This window comes from Nocardioides sp. AX2bis, from assembly GCF_902506435.1.
Lineage (GTDB): Bacteria > Actinomycetota > Actinomycetes > Propionibacteriales > Nocardioidaceae > Nocardioides.
In genome coordinates this window covers 1987948-2003307 of sequence record NZ_LR733215.1, presented here as the reverse complement: position 1 = coordinate 2003307, position 15360 = coordinate 1987948, and the positions used below count along the sequence as shown (strand labels likewise).

Below are 15360 nucleotides of genomic sequence, written 5' to 3'. Positions count from 1 at the left end.
CCCCCGGTGGACCCGACGCGGCTGCTGACCGAGCAGGACCTGGTGGGTGTGGACCTGCCGGACTGGCGGATGCTGATCGACCGCCTGCACGCCAGCTTCGACACCGGCGACTTCGGCGGCGCGGTCCGGCTGGTCGACGCCATCGCGACGGTCGCCGAGGAGATGGGCCACGTCCCCGACCTCGACCTGGGCGCGGGGCGGCTCGACGTCCGGCTCGTCAGCCGCGACGTCGGCGGGGTGACCTCGCGCGACGTCGCCCTGGCGCAGCGTGTCAGCGAGCTGGCACGGGCCGCCGGGGCCGTACCGCACCCGGAGCGCACCAGCGTCCTCGAGCTGGCCCTCGACACGGAGGACGAGACGGCGGTGCGGCCGTTCTGGGCGGCGCTGCTGGAGTACGACACCGTGGAGGCGTGGGGCGAGCTCCAGCTCCGCGACACCACCGGGCACCGGGCCTCGATCTGGTTCCAGCCCACCGACGCCCACGAGACGCCCCGGCAGCGCTGGCACCTCGACCTGCGGGTGCCGCCCGAGGTGGTCGAGGGCCGGATCGCCGCCGCGGTCGCGGCGGGTGGGGTGCTGGTCGACGACTCGTCCGCGCCGGCGTTCTGGGTGCTCGCCGACGCGCAGGGGAACCGGGCGTGCGTGACGACGTGGGAGGGGCGGTAGGTCGTCCGGGCCTGGTCTCGTGACGCTCGCTGCGCTCGCTCCTCGACCACCGGGGCTGAGCCCGCTGCTCGACCACCGGGGCTGCGCTCGCTCCTCGACCACCGGGGCTGCGCGCGCTCCTCGACCACCGGGGCTGCGCTCGCTGCTCGACCGGCGGGGCTCGCTCCTCGACCGGCGGGGCTCACTCCTCGACCGGCGGGTCCTACAGGACGGCGTCGGCCACCCGGCGTACCTCGTCGGCGCTCCGCAGGCTGAGCAGCAGCGTGGTCACGCCGGTCTCCTCCCACGCGGCGACCTTCTCGCGGACCTCGGCGGGCTCGCCGATGATGTGGAGGTCGTCGACCAGGGAGTCGGGGATGAGTGCGGCGGCCTCGTCCTTCCTCCCGCCCAGGTACAGCTCCTGGACCTCGTCGGCCAGGGCCTCGTGCCCCATCCGCACGAAGACCTGCTTGTGGAAGTTCTGCTCCTTGGCACCCATCCCGCCCATGTAGAGCGCGACGGTCGGCTTCATCGCCTGCACGACCCGGTCCTTCTCGGCGGCGTCGGCGACGACCTGCAGGTGGCAGGAGGCGGCGATCTCGAAGTCGGCGCGGCTGCGGCGGGCGCCAGGACGGGCGAAGCCCTCGTCGAGCCAGTCGCGGTAGAGGTGGGCGCTGCCCGGCGTGTAGAAGAGCGGGATCCAGCCGTCGGCGATCTCGGCGGTCTGCGCGACGTTCTTCGGGCCCTCGGCGCCTAACCAGATCGGCACGTCGGCGCGCAGCGGGTGCACGATCGGCTTGAGCGCCTTGCCCATCCCGGTCGCGTCGTCGCGGTCGTACGGCAGCGGGTGGTGCGGGCCCTCGTTGGTCACCGGGCCCTGCCGGGCGAGGACCTGGCGGACGATGTCGACGACCTCGCGGGTGCGCGCCAGCGGCTTGGCGAACGGCGCGCCGTACCAGCCCTCCACGACCTGCGGACCGCTCACGCCGAGCCCCAGCACGACGCGGCCGCCGCTGAGGTGGTCGAGGGTCAGGACGTGCATCGCGATCGACGTCGGCGTGCGGCCCGACATCTGCACGATCGAGGTGCCGAGCCGCAGCCGGCTGGTCTCGCGACCCCACCACGCCAGCGGCGTGAAGGCGTCCGAGCCCCACGCCTCGGCGGCGAAGAGGGCGTCGAAGCCCGACTCCTCGGCGGCGGCGACGAGCTCCGCGACCCCGGTGGGCGGCTGCGCGCCCCAGTACCCCAGCTGCAGACCGAGCTTCATGGCCGCCACCCTGCCAGAGACGCGGCCCCCGTAGGCTGAGGAGCGTGATCGAGCTCCGCACCCCCACCCAGATCGAGCAGATGCGACCCGCCGGGCGGTTCGTGGCCTCGGTGATCACCGCCCTGGCCGAGAAGGCCGACGTCGGGGTCAACCTCCTCGAGCTGGACGCCCTGGCCCACCAGATGATCCGCGACGCCGGGGCGGAGTCCTGCTACATCGACTACCACCCCTCCTTCGGCGCCTCGCCCTTCGGCAAGGTGCTGTGCACCTCGGTCAACGACGCGGTGCTGCACGGCCTCCCCCACGACTACGCGCTCGCCGACGGCGACCTGCTCTCGGTCGACTTCGCGGTCAGCCTCCAGGGCTGGGTCTCCGACTCCGCTCTCTCGGTGGTCGTCGGCACCCCGCGCCAGGAGGACCTCGACCTCATCGAGACCACCGACCGGGCGCTGGCCGCCGGCATCGCGCAGGCCGTCCCGGGCAACCGCCTCGGCGACATCTCGGCCGCCATCGGCGAGGTCGCCCGCGCCGCCGGGCTCGGCGTCAACCTCCAGTTCGGCGGCCACGGCGTCGGCAAGACGATGCACGGCGAGCCGCACGTGCCGAACGACGGCCGCGCCGGGCGTGGGCTCAAGCTGCGCGAGGGCCTCGTCCTGGCGATCGAGCCGTGGTTCCTGCACACCACCGACGAGATCGAGTTCGACCCGGACGGCTGGACCATCCGCTCGGTCGACGGCTCGCGCGGCGCGCACATGGAGCACACCATCGCGATCACCGCCGACGGCCCGCTGATCCTCACCGCCCGCGACTGACTCGCGCCGGGGCAGGTAGTCCCTGACGAAATCGTCGGGGTCCAGCCGGTTCAGCGACGATTTCGTCAGGGACTATCGGGCCGCGGCCCCCGCGACTGACGGTCAGCCGGTCGGTCAGCCCGTCGTGCGGTAACGCCCCCGGTAGAACACCAGCGGGTCGCCCGGCGCCTCGCCGGCCAGGGTCAGCACCCGGCCGATCACGACGTCGTGGTCGCCGGTCTCGTGCACCGCCTCGATGGTGCAGTCGACGTGGCCGAGCGTGCCGGCGAGCACCGGGGACCCGGTGCGCGACGACGGGCGCCACTCGACCTCGGCGAACTTGTCGGCGCCCTTGCTGGCCATCGTGTTGGACACCCACGCCTGGTCGCTGGCGAGCAGGTTGACGCAGAACGACCCGGTCTCGCGGATCAGCGGCCAGGCACGTGAGGTCCGCGACGGCACGAAGAGCACCAGCGGCGGGTCGAGCGAGACGCTGGAGAACGACTGGCAGGTCAGCCCGACCGGCACGCCGTCGTGGACCGCGGTCACCACGGTGACGCCGGAGGCGAACCGGCCCAGGACGTCGCGGAACGCGCGCGTGCCCTCGACGTGACCGACCGGCTGGCCGGCCGTGGCGTCGTCGGAGATCAGGTCGAGCCCGGCGTCACCGAGCCACGCCTCGAACAGCTCGGGGCAGGGCTGCCCGCGGTCGGTCTCGTACGACGGGCGCGGCCCACCGGCGGCGGGGTCCGGCGCCGGGACGGCGGCTGAGCTCATGGGGCCCACCGTAGTCCCGCGCGGCCGGGCACCCGGCGACCGGTCACGCCAGCCAGGGGGCGGCCCGGCGGCTGTGCGCGGCCTTCTTCGCCGGGTCCATGCCCTCGTAGGACCGCGCGATCATCGAGCTGCGCGGGTTGCGGGTGAAGACGTCGAGGTGGTCGCGCACGAAGGACCAGTACAGCGCGTCCCAGTCCTCGCGCCAGTCCCCCGGCCCGAAGTCCGTCATCTTCTTGAGGTAGTTGCTGCCCGAGACGTACGGCTTGGTGGTGATCATCTCCCCGGAGGCGAACTGGGACATCGCGTAGACGTTGGGCACCATCACCCAGTCGTAGGCGTCGACGAACATCTCCATGAACCACTCGTAGACCGCGTCAGGGTCGGTGCGCAGCAGGCACATCGCGTTCCCGAGGACCATCAGCCGCTCGATGTGGTGGGCGTACCCGCGCTCGAGCACCCGCTCCAGCACGGTGTCGACCGGGTCGAGCCCGGTGTGGCCGGTCCACCACCCCTCGGCCAGCGGACGGCCGTGACCGAGGTGGTTGCGGCTGCGCATCTGCCGGCCGTGACGGACGTACGTGGCCCGCATGTACTCGCGCCACCCGATCACCTGGCGCACGAACCCCTCGAGCGACGGCAGGTCGACGTCGTGCTCGTCGGCGGCGACCAGGGCGCGCTCGAGGACCAGCGCCGGTGACAGCAGCCCGATGTTGAGCCCCGGGGTGAGCAGGCCGTGGAAGACGAAGGGGTGCTCGGTCGAGACGGCGTCCTCGTACGGCCCGAACTGCGTGAACCGCTCCTCGAGGAACTGCGCGAGCACCTGCTCGGCCTCGTCGTGCGTGCTCGGCCAGGCGAACGTCGCCGGGTCGCCCGGGGCGTCGGGGAAGTGCTCGGCCACCCACGCCACCGCGTCGTCGACGGCGGCGTCCCGCTCGCCACCGAACAGCGCCACGTCGGGCACGGGGTGGTTCTTCGGCAGCTTCTTGCGGTTGTCCTCGTCGAAGGACCACTTCCCGCCGACCGGCTCGTCGGACTCGACCAGGACGTCGAGGCGGCGGCGCTGCCAGGCGTAGAAGTGCTGCATCCGCGGCTTCTTGCCGGCCGTGCCGAAGTAGGTCGTCAGGTCGTCACGGGTGGCCAGGAAGTTGGGGGTGTCCAGCCAGGTGTGGCCCGCGTCGGCGTCCCCGCCGAGGGTCAGCCCGGCCTCGTCGAGGGTCGCCTCGACGTCCTGGGAGAGCCAGTCGTCGACCACGTCGTACGCGCTCACCTCGGTGGCACCGAGCTCGGCCAGCACACGGCCGGTGGCGGCGCGTCTGGTCGTACGCCCGTCGCTGCCGACCAGCTCGACGGCGTGGCCGGCGTCGCGCAGCCGGTCGGCGAAGCGGGTCATCGAGGCGCGGTGCAGGACCAGCTTGTGGCTGTGGAAGGCGTACTGCCGGAACAGCAGGTCGTGCTCGACCAGGACGAACGTGGTGCCGTCCGGGACGTCGAGGTGCTCGGTGAAGAGCTGGTGGGGGTAGACCAGCCGGACCCGTACGTCGTTCGCCACGCTCGCGAGGCTAGCCACGCCATACTCACCCCCATGACCAGCACCGCGACCCCACCGGCCCTGGAGGGCTGGACCCTCGGCCACCACACCGACGACGAGGGCACGACCCACCCGACCTACCGAGGCGGCAGCGGCCCGGGTGTCGTCGTGATCCACGAGATCCCGGGCATCACGCCGCAGGTGGCGACCTTCGCGCAGGAGGTCGTCGACGCGGGGTTCACCGTGGTGATGCCCCACCTGTTCGGCACGCCGGGGCGCGGGATGAGCCCGGCCCACGTCGCGCAGGCGTTCCGGCAGGTCTGCGTGAGCCGGGAGTTCACCAAGCTCGCCACCGGCGAGACGACGCCGGTCGCGGGGTGGCTGCGGAGCCTGGCGCGCACCCTTCACGCCGAGCTGGGCGGGCCCGGCGTCGGGGCGCTGGGGATGTGCTTCACCGGCGGCTTCGCGCTGGCCATGATGGTCGACGACAGCGTGGCCGCACCGGTGCTGTGCCAGCCGTCGGCGCCGTTCCCGGTCGGCAGGGCCCGGGCCGCCGACCTCAACCTGTCGCCCGAGGACCTGGCGACGGTCAAGCGACGGGCTGCCGGCGGCTGCTCCGTGCTGGGCCTGCAGTTCGCCAAGGACCCGGCCACGGGCACCCGCTTCGACACCCTGGACCGCGAGCTGGGCGAGGCGTTCCTGCGGGTCGACCTCCCCGGCGCCGGGCACTCCACGGTGACCACGCAGCGCCAGCAGGTGGCGGTCGACCGGGTGCTGGGGTTCTTCGGCGAGAAGCTCAGGAGCTGACGGGCGGCTCGAGCACCTCGACCTCGTCGCCGACCGCGATCCGGCCGGACTCGAGGACCCGTAGCACCGACCCGCCGCGGCGACGCAGCGCCTCCTGGGCGCCCCGGCCGATCGTGTCGTCCAGCAGCTTGCAGGGGGCGGCCACCCGGACCACCTCGAGCAGCGACTCCCCCACCCGCAGCCGGGTGCCGGGCGCGGTGGGGATCATCCCGGCGTCCACGGTGACGTTGCGTCGGGTCAGCCCGGCGGGGACCGGCGCGCCGAACCGCTCCTCGGCCTCGGCCAGCGCCTCCGCGCTCTGCACGGTCACGTGGCGGTGCCGGCTGCCGTGGTACCGGTCGCCGACGATGCCGGCGCCGGCCTCGGCGTGCACCTCGGGCACCTCCCGCATCGGGAGCCGACGGCCCTTGGCGACGTGGAGGGACTGGACGCGCTGGCTCACGTGCGGAGCGTACGTAGCCGGAAGGAACGAAGCCGGCGGCGGGTCCGGCCGTCGATCCGGTCGTGCCGGTCAGCCCGGTGCCGCCCGCAGGGTTGCGGACGTCGTTCCTTCCCGCTCCGCGTGACCCGGGCGTCCTGTGGCGTGGCAGACCTGGATCCCGTGGGCTGCAAGGATCGACAGGTGTGGCTGAGTGAGGTGGGACCCGACGACGTCGCCGATCTCACCGCGTTCCTCGGCGAGGTCGACCTGACCCTGAGCGGCCTGGACGCTCCGACCGTCCGGCTGTGGGTCGGGCGCGACACGGAGGAGCGGGTCGTCGCCAGCACCGGCTACGAGGTCAGCGAGGACGGGCGGCACGCGCTGCTGCGCAGCGTCGCCGTCAGCCCCGCGGCGCGGTCGGCCGGGCTCGGCAGCGAGCTGGCCCGGTTCGCGCTGGCCCGCGCGGCCGGGGACGGCGCGCGTACGGCCTGGCTCTTCAGCCGCCGGTCGGGGCCGTTCTGGCAGGGCCTGGGGTTCGCGCCGGCCGACCGGGACGAGCTGGCGACCGTCCTGGCCGGGACGCACCAGGTCCGGCTTTTCGTCGCGACCGGGCAGCTGGGGCGCGAGGTGGCGTGGTCGCGCCCGGCTGCGCTCCCGTTGGTAGGCCGTCGAAGCGCGAGGTCCGCGCCGCGGAGGCGTCGGCAGTGCTAGAACGTGGGTCGTGACCCTGACGTTCTCACGTGACCGCTCTGCCGCGGCCTGGCTCAGGGAGCGAGGCACCCCGTGGGGAACCCTGGTGACGTTCGGTCCCCAGGTGTTCCCGGCGTACGCACGGGTGCGGTTCCTGCCCGACCCGACCGCTCCAGGGCAGTCGGAGAATGACGTGGACCTCGATGTCCTTGACGACCCCGACGACCTCGACGTGGTCCGCGACGTCGTAACCGTGCTGGCCGCCCATACCCGCACCCCTGACGACGCCTACTTCTGCATGTGGGACGGCTGGGGCACCCCACCCGGGCTGGACGGACAACCGAAGGTCGCGCTGCCGAACCGTCTGTTCTTCCTGTTCCGGGGCGCACTGGCCGACATCGACGACTGGGACACCCCACGGATGGAGAGCACGGTGGTCGGACACACGCCACCGCCGGCGTTCATCTGGCCCGCAGATCGCGCCTGGTGCTTCGCGTTGGACGACGACCCGCACTACGCGGGCGTCGGCGGCGCCCCGGCTGCTGTCGCGGACCGGTCGGACACCCGAGCCTCGACGCTGTGGCGGCTGTCCCCACCGACCCGCAGCCGGCGTATGGGTAGATCGCTCACCTGCCGGTGCCGATGAGCGCCGCCGCTTGAGCGCCGGCGGCGAGCGCTGCTGGATTGCCTCGCCGGTGGCTCTCCTGGGCCACCTCGACGAACTTGATGGCGTGCTCGTCGTCGGTCGCGACCGCCATGTCGGTGACGCGTTCCGGGGTCAGCAGACGCCCACCCCGGCCGGGTGTCGCGGGTCGTGCCCCGGTGGGGCGGTAGGCGGCACTGATCGAGGCGGAGGCAGCCCAGGCTGCGTCGTGTGTCTGCGCCCAGAGGTCTGTGGGCAACGCGGGCAGGACCAGGGCGGCGGCACGTGGCGCGGTAGCAGCGTGGACCAGCATCACGGGGTTGCGATGAGCCCAGTACGCGTAGTGGCCCACCGCCGCATCGACGAGCTCATCCAGCGCTGCTGGGACGGCTTCGGGCCCGGGAAGAGGTCGGAGTCGACCAACCGCGGGAGCCCATTGGGCGCTGTGGTCGAGGTCCCCCAGGCGCGTACGGATCCCGCCGCTGACTCCGATGCTCGGCACCTCACTCAAGGCGTCTTCGGGCGGAAGTGCGCCTGCTGGTCGACCGTGCGCAGGCAGGCGTTGGTGTCGCGCCGCCCAGTAGCCGAGGGCGTGCGCGAGCTCGACCGTCCGAGCCGGTGTCGTTGTCTCCAGCAGGGCGCGCACCGCATGCCCGGTGCGGATCAGGCCGTGGGTCGCCGACGCGATGGCCCCGTCGATCAATCGGGGCCACCACCTGACCAGGACGTCTCGCCACGGCTCCTCGGTGAGCCGTTCCTCGAAGAAGGCACACCAGTCTCCCAACCGGGAAGGGTCGCCGAGGACCTCGCGCCACTCGGACTCGTCGATCGCCCACCGGGGTCCGGGGGCGTGGTGGAGCCTGCGCGAGTAGCGCCCGACCCATGCCTCGACCGCCTCGGTCCTCCCGAGCCTGATGAGGGCGTCTGCTGCCATCGGCCCATGGTTCGAGAGCCACCCGTCGAACTCGGGGCCGGTCGTGTGCAGCCGGGAGTAGGACTCGTCGAGGGCCTCGTGGGGGTCTGTCACCCGCACAGTCGACACGTTAAAGTCCACTTGAAATCAAGGGGAAGGGCAGGCAGACGTGGCGGTCGATGCGCTCACGGTGGGTGCGGTCGCTGAGCGGGCGGGCCTCAGCACCGCCACGCTTCGGTTCTACGAGGACCGCGGCCTGATCCAGTCGACCCGGACCACGGGCAACCAGCGCCGCTACCCACGCCACGTCTTGCGACGACTGGCGTTCGTCACCGCCGCCCAACGCGTCGGACTGACCCTGAGCGAGATCAGGGAGCTGCTCGACACGCTTCCCTCTGACACCATCCCCACCCAGGACGACTGGGCTGCAGTGGCCGCCCCGTGGCGCGAGCTCGTCGCAGCCCGCATCCGGACGCTCGAGAGGCTGCAGACCTCGCTCGACGAGTGCATCGGCTGCGGCTGCCTGTCGCTGACCCGGTGCTCACTGATCAACCAGGACGACGCCGCCGCAACCGAGGGTCCCGGCTCACGATGGGTCCGACGCGCCGAAGAAGCCGGACGACGAAGGCCCTGACCCACGGCGCGCGGCGGCGGTCCGTCAGGACTGCCTCGGCTCCGCCAGGCCGCCACCCGGTGGAGAAGCAACCGGAACAGGCCTCGTCGCCCGGCATCCCCGCACGTCAGGTAGCCGACTCCGCCGCCTAGGCTCCCCCGCGTGCCGGACATGCCCGAGGACCTGCTCGCCCACGCCCGCGCCGCGACCGGGTTCATGCCCGAGGACGAGGGCCTGCTGCTGCACCGCACCGCGCTGGGCTGCCTGCCGCGCGGCCCGGTGCTGGAGATCGGCACGTACGGCGGCAAGTCGGCGATCTACCTCGGTGCGGCCGCCCGCGCGGTAGGCGGGGACGCCTGCGTCTTCACCGTCGACCACCACCGCGGGTCGGAGGAGAACCAGGCCGGCTGGGAGCACCACGACACCTCGCTGGTCGACCCCCGCACCGGCCTCATGGACACGCTCCCGCTCTTCCGTCGCACCCTGCACGACGCCGGCCTCGAGGACCGGGTCGTCGCCGTCGTCGGACGCAGCACGACGGTGTCGCGCTGGTGGGCGACGCCGCTGGCCATGGTCTTCGTCGACGGCGGTCACGCCGCCGAGCACGCGCACGCCGACTACACCGGGTGGGCGCGGTGGCTGCAGCCCGGTGGGCTGCTCGTGGTGCACGACGTGTTCCCCGACCCGGCCGACGGCGGGCGGCCGCCGTACGAGGTCTACCTCCGGGCGCTGGACAGCGGCGACTTCAGCGAGGTCGACGCGCTCGGGTCGGTCCGGGTGCTGCGGCGCGACCGCGGTGACGCCGGCGACCCGGTCCGCTGACGCCGTCGGTCTCGTGACGCTCGCTTCGCTCGCTCCTCGACCGCCGGACGTGCCCGGAATCGTCATCTCGAGGCGCCGCGAGCGTCATCTCGGCTGTCCGCGAGCGTCATCTCGGCGGGCGAGGAGGTAGACCCGCTCGCGCTGCTCGCCGTGGGCGGTGACCGGGCCGCGGTGGTACCACTCGACGTCGACCAGGCCGGCCTCGGTGAGCTGCGCCGCCACCGAGGCGGGGTCGTGGCGGACGAAGTCGAGGTCGACGTCCTCGTCGAACCACGTCCCGGCGTGCTCGAGGCCGGAGCCGGCGTGCAGCGCCACGACGAGCAGGCCGCCGGGCCGCAGCGGACGGACCAGCGCGGCGAACGCCTCAGGCAGCTCGGCGGGCACCGAGTGGATGAGGGAGTACCACGCCAGCACCGCCGCCCAGCCGTCGTGGTCGCGGGGCCGGACAAGTCGGCGGAGGTCGCCGACCTCGAACTCCGCGTCCGGGAACCGTGCCCGGGCCTGCTCCACCATCCCCGGCGACAGGTCCAGGCCGTGCGCCTCCGCGCCGGCGGCGGCGAGGTACGCCGTCACGTGACCCGGACCGCAGCCGACCTCGACCACGGGGCCGCCGTCGGCGACGGCGTGCGCGGCGACCCGGTCCAGCAGCCACCGCTCCAGGACCAGGACGTCGAGCTCGTCGGTCAGGGCGTCGGCGTACGCGGGGGCCACCGCGTCGTACGACGTCCGCACCCGCGCGTCGCGCGCCTCGGGCCCACCCTCGGGCAGGGCCGCCTCCGCGACCGCACCCGCACCCGCACCCGCAGCATCGCCCGCGCCGTCGTCGACCGGCCCCAGCAGGTGCACCCACCGGCGCTCGCGCTGACCGGCCCGCCGCTCGAGCTCGCGCACCAGGGGCTCGTCCCGCGCGGCCAGCCGGGTCAGCACCTCCTCCACGTCGCGCCGGTCGGTGAACGGGTGCAGCCGCTCGGAGCGCGTCCGCAGCTCCCCGGGCGCCTGCGCACCGCGGAGCAGCAGCAGCGTCAGGACGGCGGCCTCGTCCTCGCCGAGGTCCAGCGCCTCGGTGAGCCGCTGGTGGTAGCGCAGCGTGCGGCGGCCCTTCTCCGACCAGACGATCCGCACCAGCTCGTGGTCCTTGAGCCGGCGCGCGACCTGCTCGACCGTCGCGTCGTCGTAGTCGACGACCGGCTCCCGGCTGCTGGTCTGGTTGCAGGCGCTGCGCAGCGCCTGGCCCGACAGCGGGTAGGACGCCGGGACGGTGCGCTGCTTCTCGAGCAGCGCGCCGAGGACGCGCTGCTCCTGGTCGTCGAGCCGGGGCAGGGTCACCCCGCCGAGCCTAGGGCGTTCCGTGGTCCCGGCGGTCGTGGCCCGCGGGCACGTCGTGGCACCCGCACTCCAGCAGCAGCTCGGCGAAGTCGGGCGCCAGCGAGGTGCCGCGCATGATGCCCGAGCCCGGGGTCGCGTGCCCGTAGGTCTCCCCCAGCGCGTCCACCGCCAGGATCACCGCGGCGCCGGTCCAGGCGGTGAGCTCGCGCGGCCAGTAGACGTCGTCGCCGTAGACCCAGCCGGTGAAGTAGCCGCCCGACCCGTGCCGCAGGTGCTGCATGTCGACCAGCAGGGCGCGGGCCCGCGCGTGGTCGCCCTCGGCGTCGAGGGCCATCGCCAGCTCGCAGGTCTCCGCGCCGGTCACCCACGGGTTGGTGTCGACGCAGCGGATGCCCATCCCGGGCACCACGAAGTCCTCCCAGCGCTCGTCGAGCATCGCGCGCGCCGCCGCACCCCGCACGGCGCCGCCGAGGACCGGGTAGTACCAGTCCATCGAGAAGGTGCTCTTGTCCAGGAAGAGGTCCCGGTGCTCGCGCACGGCGTGGCCGAGCCGGCCGCCGGCCAGCTCCCACTCGGGCTGCGGGTCGTCCAGCAGCTCGGCGATCGCGACACCCGCACGCAGCGACTGGTAGATGCTGGAGGAGCCGGCGAGCAGGGCGTCGGTGACGTCGTCCTCGCCGGTCACCGGGACGCCGTCGGCCCAGAACTGGCACCAGGCGATGCCACCGAACGGCAGCTGCCGCGACACCACCCAGTCCAGCGCGGCCCGCACGACCGGCCACATCGCCTCGACGAAACCGCGGTCCCGGCGTACGAGCCAGTGGTGCCAGACGCCGACCGCGACGTAGGCGGCCATGTTCGCCTCGCCGCGGTCGTCCTCGACGACACCGGCGACCACCTTCCAGGGGAAGGAGCCGTCGGCCCGCTGCTGGGTCGGGATCCAGGCGTACGCCCGCTCCGCCGCCGCGACCTCTCCCCCGACCAGGAGGCCCATCGCCGACTCGACGTGGTTCCAGGTGTCGGTGTGGGCCCCGACGCTCCACGGGATGGCGCCGTCGGCCTCCTGCACCGCGGCCACCGCGGCCGCCGTGGCCGCGACCTCCTCGGGCCCCAGCACCCCGGCGACGAACGGCAGGTCGTGCCGCGCCGTCACGCGGCCGCCGGATCCGCCGCGTCCGGCTTGGTGAGGTAGAGCACCAGGCTCTTGCCGATCAGCGGGTCGAGCACCGCGCCGGCCCAGCGCAGCACGCGCGGCTGCTTCATGATCTCCCAGACCAGCAGCTTGTGGTAGGTCGCCGGGACGGGGTGGTCGTCCTGGCGGACCCCGACGGCGCACTTCAGCCACCAGTAGGGCGTGTGCAGCCCGTGGGCGTAGCCGGTGCCGGCGTGCTGCATCCCGGCGTTCTCGAGCTTGCCGACCAGCTCGGCGTCGGAGTAGATCCGGATGTGGCCGCCGGGGTTGTCGTGGTACTCCTTCGACAGCTTCCAGCAGACCATCTCGGGCAGCCAGCGCGGCACGGAGACCGCCATCGTCCCGCCGGGGCGCAGGACCCGGACCAGCTCGGCGATCGCGCCGAGGTCGTCGGGCACGTGCTCGAGCACCTCGGCGGCGACCACGCGGTCGAACTCGCCGTCGGCGAAGGGCAGGGCGAGCGCGTCGCCCTCCTTGGTGTCGGCCCCGGCACCCGCAGGCACCTCGTCCTCGGCGCGCATCGCGGCGAAGAGGTCACCGACGCCGGCGAGCTCGTCGGCGTCCTGGTCGAAGGCGACGACGTCGGCCCCGCGGCGGTACATCTCGAAGGCGTGCCGGCCGGCGCCGCACCCCATGTCGAGCACGCGGTCGCGCGGGCGCAGCCCGAGGCGGTCGAAGTCAACGGTGAGCACGGAGGGTCCTCCTGGGGCGGCGGGTCAGGGAGCGGCGTACGGCGGTGGGCTGCGGCCCCGCGGCCACGGCCGCGGCGAGCACGTCGGCGAGGGAGACGGCGGCGGCGCGCCAGCTGAAGTGCTCCTCGACCCGGCGGCGACCGGCGCGACCCATCGCCGCGCGGCGGACCGGGTCGTCGAGGAGGGCGGCGAGGGCGGCGCGGAGCGCCTCGACGTCGCCGGGCGGCACGAGGTCGGCGCACTCGCCGTCGGTGCCGACCACCTCGGGGATGGCGCCGGCACGCGAGACGACGAGCGGGGTGGCGCACGCCATCAGCTCGACCGTGGGCAGCGAGAAGCCCTCGTGCAGCGAGGGGACGCAGGCGACCTCGGCCGAGCCCATCAGGGCGACCAGGTCGGGCTCGGACAGGTCGTGCACGAACCGGACGGCCTCGCCCAGGCCGAGCCGCTCGACGAGCTCGGAGGTACGCCCCCCGGGCCGCGTGACCAGGACCAGCTCGACGTCGCGCTCGGTGCGCAGCTTGGCGAACGCCTCGAGCAGCACCGGGACGCCCTTGAGCGGGGCGTCGGCGCTGGCCATCGCCAGCACCCGGCCGGGCACCCGCGGCGTCGACGGCGGGACGAACGCGTCGTCCACCCCCAGCCAGGACACCCGGACCCGGTCGGGGTCGACCCCGAACTCGGCGACGACGTCGTCGCGGGACGCCCCGGAGGGCACCACGACGGTGGTCGCGGACCGCGCGACGCGGGCCTGCATCCGCAGGAAGCCGTACCACCGACGCAGCGACAGCCGGCGGCGCAGGGTGGGCGCCGCCGCCAGCTCGATCTGCCGGTCGAGGGTGATCGGGTGGTGGATCGTGGTGACCAGCGGCAGCCCGTCGGCCTCGACGTCGAGCATGCCGTAGCCGAGCACCTGGTTGTCGTGGGCGACGTCGAAGTCACCGGTGCGCTCGCGCAGCATCCGGGCCACCCGGGTCGAGAAGGTCTTGGGCTCGGGGAAGCCGCCGGTGAGCATGGTGGCGACCTCCTCGACGTCGACGCGGTCGCGCAGCTCGCGCAGGCGCGGCACCCGGAACGGGTCGGGCTCGCGGTAGAGGTCGAGGCTGGGCACCTCGGTCAGCAGCACGCCCTCGTCCAGGTCGGGGTAGGGCTGGCCGGAGAAGACCTCGACCTGGTGGCCCAGGCGGACCAGCTCGCGGCTGAGGTGTCGCACGTAGACGCCCTGACCCCCGCAGTGGGGCTTGCTGCGGTACGACAGCATCGCGATCCGCACCGGGGCAGCCTAACCCGCCGGTAACTTGCCGCGGCGACCAGTCCTGCCCGGCCCCCTCGGCCCGCGGTGCGCCGGACCGGGTCGCCCGACCTCAGGTGCCCGGTGCGTACCGGTAGCCGGAGCCGTCCACCGTCTGGATCCAGTCGCGCCCGGGGGCGGCGCGCTTCAGCTTGCGCCGCAGCGACGCGACGTGGACGTCGACCAGGAAGTCGGACTCCATGAAGTCGCCGTGCCACATCTCGCGCACCAGCTCGGCGCGCCACCAGGTCCGCAGCGGCGGCTGCAGCAGCGCGACGAGGAGGTCCACCTCGGAGGGGGTCAGCGGGAGCGGCTGCCCGTCGAGCAGCGCCACGTGGCGCACCGGGTGCAGCATCAGGCCCCCGCCGGCGTCCAGGACGCCGGGGCCCGGGCCGTCCGGCGCGGGCGGAGCGACCTGACCCGGGCGGTCCGTGCCGGGCGGGGTGACCGCCTCGGGCGCGGTGACCGAGCGGGCGACACCCTGGCGCGGGCGCCGGAGCAGTGCCGCCGCCCGCGCGACCAGCTCGCGGGGCGAGCAGGGCTTGACCAGGTAGTCGTCGGCGCCGACCTCCAGGCCGAGCAGCCGGTCCAGCTCGGCGTCCCTGCTGGTCACCATGATCACGTAGGCGTCGCTGAAGTCGCGGATCCGCCGACAGGTCTCGATCCCGTCGATCCCGGGCATCGACACGTCCAGCGTGATCAGGTCGGGGTCCAGGCGACGGACCGTCTCGACCGCCTCCTCACCGCTGGACGCCGTCTCGACGGCGAAGCCGGCGCGGACGAGGGTCAGGCCCATCACCTCGCGCTGGTCGGCGTGGTCGTCGACCACCAGCACGCGGCGTACGGCCGGGGACGACTCGCCCTCTCCAGGGCCGGTCTGACCGGTGGGGCGCGACGGGGAGCTCATGACCCCCCGATCCAAGCACAACGCCCACCCGTGGG

The 15360-nt window shown here is 73.7% G+C and carries 17 protein-coding genes; 7 read left to right on the top strand and 10 right to left on the bottom strand.

What is annotated here, in order from left to right:
- Positions 1 to 6 precede the first annotated feature (6 nt).
- Positions 7 to 666 carry a 4a-hydroxytetrahydrobiopterin dehydratase gene (locus GV155_RS09540; RefSeq protein WP_236554233.1) on the top strand — a complete coding sequence of 220 codons (660 nt, stop codon included), beginning with the start codon at positions 7 to 9 and terminating at the stop codon, positions 664 to 666.
- A gap of 202 nt (positions 667 to 868) precedes the next feature.
- On the opposite strand, the gene GV155_RS09535 is transcribed toward GV155_RS09540, so the two are convergent.
- Positions 869 to 1912, bottom strand: a complete 1044-nt coding sequence (locus tag GV155_RS09535) for an LLM class F420-dependent oxidoreductase (protein WP_160007419.1) — start codon at positions 1910 to 1912, stop codon at positions 869 to 871.
- 44 nt (positions 1913 to 1956) lie between these two features.
- Here GV155_RS09535 and map point away from each other — a divergent pair, with 44 nt between their 5' ends.
- Complete coding sequence (gene map / locus GV155_RS09530) at positions 1957 to 2724, top strand: type I methionyl aminopeptidase (protein WP_160007417.1); 768 nt, start codon at positions 1957 to 1959, stop codon at positions 2722 to 2724.
- 114 nt (positions 2725 to 2838) lie between these two features.
- Here map and GV155_RS09525 read toward each other — a convergent pair whose 3' ends face one another.
- Positions 2839 to 3480, bottom strand: coding sequence for a flavin reductase family protein (locus GV155_RS09525; RefSeq protein WP_160007415.1), 642 nt, complete (start codon positions 3478 to 3480; stop codon positions 2839 to 2841).
- 43 nt (positions 3481 to 3523) lie between these two features.
- On the bottom strand, positions 3524 to 5029 hold the full coding sequence (locus GV155_RS09520; RefSeq protein ID WP_201300127.1) for a cryptochrome/photolyase family protein: 1506 nt from the start codon (positions 5027 to 5029) through the stop codon (positions 3524 to 3526).
- 33 nt (positions 5030 to 5062) lie between these two features.
- On the opposite strand from GV155_RS09520, the gene GV155_RS09515 reads away from it, so the two are divergent.
- Positions 5063 to 5815: a dienelactone hydrolase family protein gene (locus GV155_RS09515; RefSeq protein WP_160007411.1), complete on the top strand. Its 753-nt coding sequence runs from the start codon at positions 5063 to 5065 to the stop codon at positions 5813 to 5815.
- On the opposite strand, the gene GV155_RS09510 is transcribed toward GV155_RS09515, so the two are convergent.
- Positions 5805 to 6257: an MOSC domain-containing protein gene (locus GV155_RS09510; protein WP_201300126.1), complete on the bottom strand. Its 453-nt coding sequence runs from the start codon at positions 6255 to 6257 to the stop codon at positions 5805 to 5807. The two genes, GV155_RS09515 and GV155_RS09510, sit on opposite strands and share 11 nt — an antisense overlap.
- A gap of 180 nt (positions 6258 to 6437) precedes the next feature.
- Between GV155_RS09510 and GV155_RS09505 the strand changes: the two genes are divergently transcribed.
- Positions 6438 to 6947, top strand: a complete 510-nt coding sequence (locus tag GV155_RS09505) for a GNAT family N-acetyltransferase (RefSeq protein WP_201300125.1) — start codon at positions 6438 to 6440, stop codon at positions 6945 to 6947.
- A gap of 124 nt (positions 6948 to 7071) precedes the next feature.
- Entirely contained in the window at positions 7072 to 7572 is a 501-nt protein-coding gene (locus tag GV155_RS20450; RefSeq protein ID WP_236554232.1) for a hypothetical protein, read from the top strand.
- On the opposite strand, the gene GV155_RS09495 is transcribed toward GV155_RS20450, so the two are convergent.
- Positions 7553 to 8596 carry a questin oxidase family protein gene (locus GV155_RS09495; protein ID WP_236554231.1) on the bottom strand — a complete coding sequence of 348 codons (1044 nt, stop codon included), beginning with the start codon at positions 8594 to 8596 and terminating at the stop codon, positions 7553 to 7555. The genes GV155_RS20450 and GV155_RS09495 overlap by 20 nt on opposite strands.
- A gap of 76 nt (positions 8597 to 8672) precedes the next feature.
- On the opposite strand from GV155_RS09495, the gene soxR reads away from it, so the two are divergent.
- Together soxR and GV155_RS09485 are read left to right on the top strand one after the other, a co-directional pair.
- The gene (gene soxR / locus GV155_RS09490; protein ID WP_236554230.1) at positions 8673 to 9116 is read left to right on the top strand and encodes a redox-sensitive transcriptional activator SoxR; all 444 of its coding nucleotides are present in this window, start codon (positions 8673 to 8675) and stop codon (positions 9114 to 9116) included.
- A gap of 150 nt (positions 9117 to 9266) precedes the next feature.
- Positions 9267 to 9917, top strand: a complete 651-nt coding sequence (locus tag GV155_RS09485) for a class I SAM-dependent methyltransferase (protein WP_160011088.1) — start codon at positions 9267 to 9269, stop codon at positions 9915 to 9917.
- Between the two features lie 84 nt (positions 9918 to 10001).
- Here the strand turns inward: GV155_RS09485 and GV155_RS09480 are convergent, their stop codons facing one another.
- From GV155_RS09480 to GV155_RS09460, 5 genes are all read right to left on the bottom strand, one after another.
- Entirely contained in the window at positions 10002 to 11243 is a 1242-nt protein-coding gene (locus GV155_RS09480; protein WP_160007407.1) for a DUF480 domain-containing protein, read from the bottom strand.
- A gap of 10 nt (positions 11244 to 11253) precedes the next feature.
- A complete protein-coding gene (locus GV155_RS09475) occupies positions 11254 to 12396 on the bottom strand; it encodes a prenyltransferase (RefSeq protein ID WP_160007405.1) in 1143 nt (380 codons plus the stop codon).
- Positions 12393 to 13127: a class I SAM-dependent methyltransferase gene (locus tag GV155_RS09470; protein WP_160007403.1), complete on the bottom strand. Its 735-nt coding sequence runs from the start codon at positions 13125 to 13127 to the stop codon at positions 12393 to 12395. Before GV155_RS09470 ends, GV155_RS09475 begins: the two co-directional genes overlap by 4 nt.
- Positions 13114 to 14400, bottom strand: a complete 1287-nt coding sequence (locus GV155_RS09465; protein WP_160007401.1) for a glycosyltransferase family 4 protein — start codon at positions 14398 to 14400, stop codon at positions 13114 to 13116. Before GV155_RS09465 ends, GV155_RS09470 begins: the two co-directional genes overlap by 14 nt.
- 91 nt (positions 14401 to 14491) lie before the next feature.
- Positions 14492 to 15325: a response regulator transcription factor gene (locus GV155_RS09460; RefSeq protein ID WP_160007399.1), complete on the bottom strand. Its 834-nt coding sequence runs from the start codon at positions 15323 to 15325 to the stop codon at positions 14492 to 14494.
- Positions 15326 to 15360 lie beyond the last annotated feature (35 nt).

Bases quoted from the DNA above. Each gene is read 5' to 3' on its own strand.
- GV155_RS09535 (WP_160007419.1), bottom strand. From the start codon at position 1,912: ATGAAGCTCGGTCTGCAGCTGGGGTACTGGGGCGCGCAGCCGCCCACC.
- GV155_RS09525 (WP_160007415.1), bottom strand. From the start codon at position 3,480: ATGAGCTCAGCCGCCGTCCCGGCGCCGGACCCCGCCGCCGGTGGGCCG.
- GV155_RS09515 (WP_160007411.1), top strand. From the start codon at position 5,063: ATGACCAGCACCGCGACCCCACCGGCCCTGGAGGGCTGGACCCTCGGC.
- GV155_RS09485 (WP_160011088.1), top strand. From the start codon at position 9,267: ATGCCCGAGGACCTGCTCGCCCACGCCCGCGCCGCGACCGGGTTCATG.
- GV155_RS09460 (WP_160007399.1), bottom strand. From the start codon at position 15,325: ATGAGCTCCCCGTCGCGCCCCACCGGTCAGACCGGCCCTGGAGAGGGC.